At 45.5% G+C, this 6,375-nt stretch carries 5 protein-coding genes; 2 read left to right on the top strand and 3 right to left on the bottom strand.

From position 1 onward, the window contains the following. Positions 1 to 120: 120 nt before the first annotated feature. Positions 121 to 465, bottom strand: coding sequence for a hypothetical protein (locus LZD49_RS15120; protein ID WP_234668401.1), 345 nt, complete (start codon positions 463 to 465; stop codon positions 121 to 123). Positions 466 to 671: 206 nt separating this feature from the next. Here LZD49_RS15120 and LZD49_RS15115 point away from each other — a divergent pair, with 206 nt between their 5' ends. Next, positions 672 to 2,960 (top strand): ATP-dependent helicase, encoded by a 2,289-nt coding sequence (locus tag LZD49_RS15115; RefSeq protein WP_234668400.1) that lies wholly within the window; start codon positions 672 to 674, stop codon positions 2,958 to 2,960. A gap of 82 nt (positions 2,961 to 3,042) precedes the next feature. Continuing rightward, a complete protein-coding gene (locus LZD49_RS15110; protein WP_234668399.1) occupies positions 3,043 to 4,539 on the top strand; it encodes a DUF4301 family protein in 1,497 nt (498 codons plus the stop codon). A 159-nt stretch (positions 4,540 to 4,698) separates the two neighbouring features. Here LZD49_RS15110 and LZD49_RS15105 read toward each other — a convergent pair whose 3' ends face one another. Both LZD49_RS15105 and LZD49_RS15100 read right to left on the bottom strand, forming a co-directional pair. After that, positions 4,699 to 5,172: an Lrp/AsnC family transcriptional regulator gene (locus LZD49_RS15105; RefSeq protein WP_015813234.1), complete on the bottom strand. Its 474-nt coding sequence runs from the start codon at positions 5,170 to 5,172 to the stop codon at positions 4,699 to 4,701. A gap of 184 nt (positions 5,173 to 5,356) precedes the next feature. Beyond that, positions 5,357 to 6,298: a GDP-L-fucose synthase gene (locus LZD49_RS15100; protein ID WP_310590488.1), complete on the bottom strand. Its 942-nt coding sequence runs from the start codon at positions 6,296 to 6,298 to the stop codon at positions 5,357 to 5,359. Positions 6,299 to 6,375: the final 77 nt, after the last annotated feature.

The following is a 6,375-nucleotide window of genomic DNA, read 5'->3' as shown; positions in this document are numbered from 1 at the left end:
GGAGTGCAAAAGTGCAGGCTTTATTTTTAACATCCAAGAACCAGTTACAAATATTTTATCAACTTTTTTTAGCTTTCCTTCTAACCACTTGATAACGAGAAATTACCGATCCATAAATTTTTACGAATTTTTGAAGTACTCGATCACATGCATTTTCAAAAGTGCCTCCTGCTTCAAAACATCGCCCGGAGGCAGTGCTCTTTCAAGCTTGTAATGGGGCCAGCCATCTTTGTCGATATATTCAAGACTGTAATAGGAAGACATGCTTAGTACTTTACATATACCTATATGCATCAGGTCCTGCTTCTGTTCCTTACTAAAGCGTTTCGCGCCTTGGCCCAATTCCTGCACACCTATAAGGAATAGCACCCCGTTCAAATCGGCCGGACGCTTACCCACCCATTCTTCCAGTTGCCTAAGCAGGTGCTCCCATTGTACTTCCAGCGGTTGGTCTTCTATATTCATTGTATTCATTAGCTTCGATCGCTTGGGCATGGCCCTGTTAATTATGATGAAATCTCAAATTGTTGCTATTTAACCAACAATGCATTCCTTATGTTCTGATACAGGAATAATATTTATGGACTTGTACCTGCTTAGAGTACCGGAGATTACAGGATGCTTTTGACGGTTTTTTCTAACTTTGGCTTTCGCTATATATAAATAAGTAATTGGAAAAGCATACAACTTTGAACCACAACGATTATCTATCGACCTTGAATGAGCCCCAACGGGAGGCTGTGCTGCACGGAAATGGCCCTTTGATGATCATTGCGGGCGCGGGTTCGGGAAAAACCAGGGTACTTACCTATCGTATTGCGCGGCTGATCGAGACGGGCGTTGACCCGTTTCGTATTTTGTCGCTGACATTTACCAATAAAGCGTCTGGCGAAATGCGTAGCCGGATCGAAGGAGCCGTTGGTACAGAGGCCAGGAATATATGGATGGGTACTTTCCACTCGGTTTTCGCCAAAATACTCCGCATAGAGGCCCGATACCTGGGCTATACCAGCGACTTCTCAATATATGATACCGACGATTCGAAGTCATTATTGAGGAGTATTATAAAAGAATACAACCTGGATGACAAGGTTTATAAGGCCAATGTGGTCTTCAATAGGATCTCGGGCGCGAAGAACCGCCTCATTTCGGCAGACGATTACATAAATAATGCGGTAATCCAGGCCGACGACGATGCGGCGAAAATGAAGGAGATCGGCAGGCTGTACAAAACTTATGTAACGCGTTGCTTTCAGGCCAATGCGATGGATTTCGATGATCTGCTCTTCAATACCAATATCCTTTTCCGTGATTTCCCGGATGTGTTGTATAAGTATCAGCACAAGTTTCAGCATGTGATGGTGGATGAGTTTCAGGATACGAACGTCTCACAATATCTCATTACCAGGAAGTTATCGGCAGTTCACCGCAACATCGTAGTAGTGGGCGACGACGCACAGAGTATTTATGCTTTCCGCGGGGCAAACATTGAGAACATCCTGAATTTTGAAAAGGACTTCCCGGATGTGCGCGTGATCAAGCTGGAACAGAATTATCGATCGACAAGCACGATTGTGGAAGCGGCAAATTCGGTGATTGCCCGGAACAAGTCACAGCTGGAAAAAAAGACATTTACTTCCAATGAGGAAGGTTCGCTGATTGATGTGATCAAGGCAGGCTCGGATAATGAGGAAGGCCGGCTCGTGGCTACTGCCATATTCGAAGAGAAAATGCAGAAGGCGCTGCGGAACGAGAACTTCGCCATTTTGTACCGCACCAATGCACAATCGCGCTCATTTGAAGAAGCTTTACGGAAGCTCGGAATTAAATACCGCATTGTCGGCGGACAATCCTTCTATCAAAGAAAGGAAATCAAGGATTTGCTGGCTTACCTGCGGTTTACAGTTAACCAGCGCGATGAAGAAGCGTTTAAACGCATTATTAACCTGCCAAAACGCGGGATCGGCGATACTACCGTAGCTAAAATCGCGGTAACAGCTTCAGAAAACAATGTGGCGATTTGGGATGTGGTGGCTAATATCAGCCAATATGGTACAGGGCGCACCATTGCACCAATCGAGCAGTTCGGGACGCTGATCAAGAGTTTTAAAATATTGGTGGAAGAAGGCAAGGATGCGTATGAAATTTCTTCCCACATTGCCAAAGCGTCCGGAATATTGCGTGAATTGTACGAAGACAAGACCGTGGAAGGCCTGTCACGCTATGAAAACGTGCAGGAGTTGTTGAATGGGATCAAGGAGTTTGTAGATAGCGACGAGAGCGAGGACAAAACGCTCAGTGCCTTCCTTCAATCGGTTTCGTTACTGACAAATGCGGACGAGCCCGACGATAATAACGATCACGATCGCGTCACGATGATGACGATCCACTCTGCAAAAGGGCTCGAATTTAGGAATGTATTTATAGTAGGTTTGGAAGAAGATCTCTTTCCAAGCCAGATGATGCTGGAAAGTCGGCAGGATTTGGAAGAAGAAAGAAGGCTTTTCTATGTCGCAATTACGCGCGCGGAGAAGAAATTGTCATTCTCCTATGCTGAAAGCCGCTATCAGTGGGGCCGCCTCAAAATGTGCGAGCCGAGCCGGTTCCTGCTGGAAGTCGACCAGCGATTTTTAAATGTGAATAAAATGGTCCAAAGCGCACTGGAGCGAGATACGACACCACCTGTAACCTCTTTTGCCCGTAACCTCATTCAAAGAAAAACGGAAGCAAGGCCAGCTGCTGCTGCGGCAACCACCAGCCATGTGCCGTCGGTAGACTTCGTGCCTACCGACACATTCGATCTGGCAGAAGGTGACAAAGTGGAGCATCTAAAATTCGGTTTCGGAGTAGTGACCAAAATGGATGTCAATGGTACGGACCGCAAGGCGACTGTCAAATTCGATCTGGTGGGTGAGAAAACGCTCCTATTGAGCTTTGCCAAATTAAGAGTGCTGAAGTAGGCACTGTTGATCATGAAATTGTATTAATTCTCAACTTTATAACAATTCTTACCCTAAACTTCACTGGTTAAAATCATTCATTATGTTTATTGAAAAAGATATTCAACAAATACATCAAAGGGGAAGCGATCTGAGCGTCGTTGAAGAGCAAGTCCGTTATTTTGAAAACGGGTTTCCATTTTTGCAGCTGTCAAAAGCGGCTACGGTAGGCGATGGTGTTATCAGGCTGGCCGACGATGAGATTGCGCAGGTGATCGGTGAGTTCGACAAAAGTGCGGCCGATGGCGAGATCGCACTTTTGAAGTTTGTTCCTGCCTCGGGCGCGGCGACGCGGATGTTCAAATCGCTTTTTAGCTTTTTGCAGGAAGACAAGAAGGACAAATCTGTTGACGAATTCTTCACGAAACTGAAAGATTTTGCATTTTACGAAGATCTAAAAACGTCTTTGGCCGCTGATGGATATGATATCGAGTCCGCCGACGAAAAAACTATTGCTTCTTACTTTCTGACCAGCAAGGGTTTGGGTTATGGCGAACTGCCCAAAGGACTTCTGAAATTCCATAACTACGCCGATCGGTCCCGCACGCCATTGGAAGAGCATTTAGTGGAAGGCGCGAAATACGCGAATGCAGGCAGCAATGTACAGATCCATTTCACAGTGTCTCCCGAGCACCGGGATAAATTTGAAAAGCTGGTGGTGGAAGTGCTTCCAAGCTACCAAACGCAATATGGTGTTAGGTATATTGTCTCTTTTTCCGAACAAAAAAGCTCGACTGACACCATCGCCGTAAATCTCGACAACACGCCTTTCCGGGAAAAAGACGATTCATTATTGTTCCGTCCGGCGGGCCATGGCGCATTGCTGGAAAACCTGGGACAGCTCGACGCCGACATTATCTTTATCAAGAATATTGACAATGTCGTTCCCGATAGCATCAAGGATGATACCATTACGTACAAAAAGGCGCTCGCCGGGATCGTTTTAAGATACCAAAAGAAGGTTTTCTCTTATCTCGATAAACTCGCGGCAGCCACCGACGCGGCATTGCTGGATGAGCTCGACGGTTTTTTCCGCAACGAGCTTTGCGTAATTCCACCGGCCGGATTCGAGTTGTGGGATGACGATAAGAAGAAAGAATATTTCGTAGGAAAGCTGGATCGCCCTTTGCGTGCGTGCGGAATGGTGAAAAATCAGGGTGAGCCGGGTGGCGGACCTTTCTGGGCTGAGAATGCAGATGGATCGTCGTCGCTGCAAATCGTCGAATCGGCGCAGGTGGATGTTGATAATGCAGATCAAAACAGTATTTTCAAGAATTCAACGCACTTTAATCCGGTGGATCTCGTGTGCGCGGTAAAGAATAAGAGAGGCGAATTGTACGACCTGAAAAAATTCCGCGACCCGCTAACCGGCTTTATTACGGGCAAGTCGAAAGACGGGAAGGAGTTGAAAGCACAAGAACTGCCGGGTCTCTGGAACGGCTCGATGGCCGATTGGAATACGCTTTTTGTGGAAGTACCATTGATCACTTTCAACCCGGTGAAAACGGTCAATGACCTGCTTCGTGAGCAGCACCAATAGTTCTGATATTGACCCCCAAATAAAAATGGTCGGAACTGCTTCCGACCATTTTTATTTGAGTCCATGAGATTGAAGTTCAGAGTTTAAAGTTCAGATCAGCTTTCGACTCATAGACTTTCAACACATAGACACAAACCGCCGCGGCGGCCACTCTTAACATCATGGTATCGGTAATACTTTGCTTTCTTTGAAAGTCGACAGGATCACCATCGTTTGTGTGCTGGCAACCTCTTCGATCTCATTGATTTTTTCAAGCATCAACTTCTGATAAGTGCTGATGTCTTTGGAAATAACCCGGAGAAGGAAGTCGCCTGTTCCTGTAATATGGTGGCATTCGATAACTTCCGGAATTGCATGGATTTTCTCCACAAATGACTCAGTAACTGCTTTGCGGTGACCTACGAGTGAAATCTGGACAAAAGTACTTACACCCAGGCCAACCTTCTCGGGTTCAAGCTGCGCGTGGTAGCTTTTGATGATCCCCGACTGTTCCAGTTTTTTCACGCGTTCCAGCGTTGGAGCCGGTGACAGTCCTATTTCTTTGGATAATTGAGCGTTGGTTATTTTCGCGTTCGTTTGTAAAATCTCCAGTACTTTGCGGTCTATCTGATCTAATTTAATAATGGCCGACATCTCTCTATGACTAAGGTTTATATGACGTCCCCATTTCGGGGCGCTGCAAAACTAATTAGTTTCCCGAAGATTCATGTAATATTATACTGAAATTTTGTCAAAAAAAAGAATTATCGTAGGTAAAATATGATTTTAGTATTGAAATATTAGGTCATGCTTTTTGTAACCTGTTGTCAAATACAGGTTACACTGCATAAGTTTCAATTTTTTCCAGGAAATCCTGGTATGTTTTGGTGATCCCTTCTTCGAGGTCAATGGTGTGTTTCCAGCCCAATGCATGAAGCTTGCTTACATCCATCAATTTCCGGGGTGTACCATCCGGTTTATCGGTATTCCAATGAATATCGCCCTCGTAGCCTACCACTTTCTGGATCATTTCGGCGAGGTGTTTAATAGTAACATCTGTGCCTACACCGATATTCAGGAAGCCGGCTTCATCGTAATTCTGCATTAGGAAATAACATGCGGCAGCCAGGTCATCGGCATGCAAAAATTCACGCAATGGCGAACCTGTGCCCCACAACTCTACAAATGGCTTACCTTCTTCTTTGGCCTCATGGAACTTGCGGATCATGGCCGGTAATACGTGCGATTTGTTCAGGTCATAGTTGTCATTCGGGCCGTAGAGGTTGGTGGGCATCACCGAAATGAAGTTACAGTTGTATTGCGAACGGTAGGCTTCGCACATTTTGATACCGGCAATTTTTGCGATCGCATAAGGCTCATTGGTCGGTTCCAGCAAGCCTGTCAGGAGTGAGTTTTCCTGCAATGGCTGCGGGGCCATTTTGGGATAAATACAGCTCGAACCGAGGAACATCAGCTTTTTGGCATTAGTACGGTACGCGCTGTCGATCACGTTATTCTGGATCAAGAGGTTGTCATTCAGGAACTCCGCGCGATAAATATTGTTTGCCATAATGCCGCCAACTTTGGCAGCGGCAAGGAATATATAGTCGGGGCGTTCAGCTTCAAAAAAGGCGCGTACATCTGCCTGGTTGCGAAGGTCGAGTTGGGAGGAAGTTCTGGTTATGATATTATTAAATCCTTCTTTTTCCAGTTTTCTGAGAATTGCGGATCCTACCATTCCCCGGTGCCCGGCAATATAAATTTTAGCGCTTTTTTCCACGGTGTTTTTTAAATTTGTATTGGAAATCAATATAGAAAAAACCAATTCGTTACAAAAGTAACAATCTTGCTCTGAAG

It is taken from the genome of Dyadobacter sp. CY261 (assembly GCF_021440085.1).
Lineage (GTDB): Bacteria > Bacteroidota > Bacteroidia > Cytophagales > Spirosomataceae > Dyadobacter.
This window is presented reverse-complemented; position numbering and strand designations above follow the sequence as displayed.

Coding starts and splice junctions, on each gene's coding strand:
- LZD49_RS15120 (WP_234668401.1), bottom strand. CDS start 465: ATGAATATAGAAGACCAACCGCTGGAAGTACAATGGGAGCACCTGCTT.
- LZD49_RS15110 (WP_234668399.1), top strand. CDS start 3,043: ATGTTTATTGAAAAAGATATTCAACAAATACATCAAAGGGGAAGCGAT.
- LZD49_RS15105 (WP_015813234.1), bottom strand. CDS start 5,172: ATGTCGGCCATTATTAAATTAGATCAGATAGACCGCAAAGTACTGGAG.